The organism is Vibrio sp. 1727, from assembly GCF_033344415.1.
Taxonomy (GTDB): domain Bacteria; phylum Pseudomonadota; class Gammaproteobacteria; order Enterobacterales; family Vibrionaceae; genus Vibrio; species Vibrio alginolyticus.
The window spans coordinates 1-956 of record NZ_JAWPOT010000112.1 but is presented as its reverse complement, the minus strand read 5'-3'; the positions used below and the strand labels follow the sequence as shown (position 1 = coordinate 956).

1 protein-coding gene and 1 pseudogene are annotated in these 956 nt (G+C 50.1%); both read right to left on the bottom strand.

Annotated elements, in window-relative coordinates; genetic code table 11:
- Window positions 1-294: type III secretion system inner membrane ring subunit SctD (sctD, locus tag R8O10_RS24170; protein ID WP_318191817.1), on the bottom strand; the 294-nt coding region annotated here is incomplete at its 3' end.
- A gap of 5 nt (window positions 295-299) precedes the next feature.
- Window positions 300-956 (bottom strand): annotated as a pseudogene (gene vscC, locus R8O10_RS24165) (SctC family type III secretion system outer membrane ring subunit VscC); the annotation flags it as partial.

Below are 956 nucleotides of genomic sequence, written 5' to 3'. Positions count from 1 at the left end.
ATAACCCAGTGCAAATTTCACCACGCCAACAGAGATCACCGCGTGGCGTTCTAGCTCGATGCCCGATTCACCAACCGCTCGGTTTTCACCGTTGATGGTTACGTCCTGACATCCACGCAACATCACCGATTCACTGTCACACACTAAGGTGAAGTGATTGGCTTCTACGCCAGCATCCGATAACACAAGGTCTGCGATAAAGTCGTCGCTACCTAAAACCAATGCGCCTTCTGGCAGTGTGACTTCAACCCCGGAATGCACGCCGGATAAAATACGAATTTTCCATTGCTGCATTTCGGTTATGGCTCCTCTGAAGGGCGAACACATTCGGCCTGTGAAAGGTCACATTCCGCCACTTTGACTCGCCAGCCTACTTGCCCTGACGGCAATTGACATTGAGTTAGCAGCGAGGACTTTTGCTGTGACAGTAAGTCTTGCTGGTAACGTTCTGCCTGCGTTTTTGACGTACAGCTGAATACTTCAACAACCGATTTAAATTCTGCGCTATTGTTCGAGATATTGTTGAGCTGGCCAATACTCGGGCGCAAATCATGCTCGTTACCTATCAACACGCTGTCGCCAATGCCATCAACCACGATTCTCGGCTCGATAATGAACATGCGAACTGTGCGGCGCGTTGTGTTGGTATTACTGCGGAACAAAGCACCTAGGTACGGAATGTCGCCCAACAGCGGGACTTTACGTAGCTGATGGCTAACTTCGTCTCGGTATACGCCACCAATGAGTAAGCTTTGCCCTTGTTTTACCGTCGCTAACGTACTGATTTCGGTTTTACGTACTGATGGAAGATCATCCACACCACCATCTGGGATCTTTGCGCCATCTTCTAAATGAAGGCTCAAGTTGATCTCTGGTCGCGTCGCGAATCTGTCGCCGACGATACGAGGCACAATGCGCAACAAGGTGCCATACGTCACTTCTTCCAAAGCCGCCGT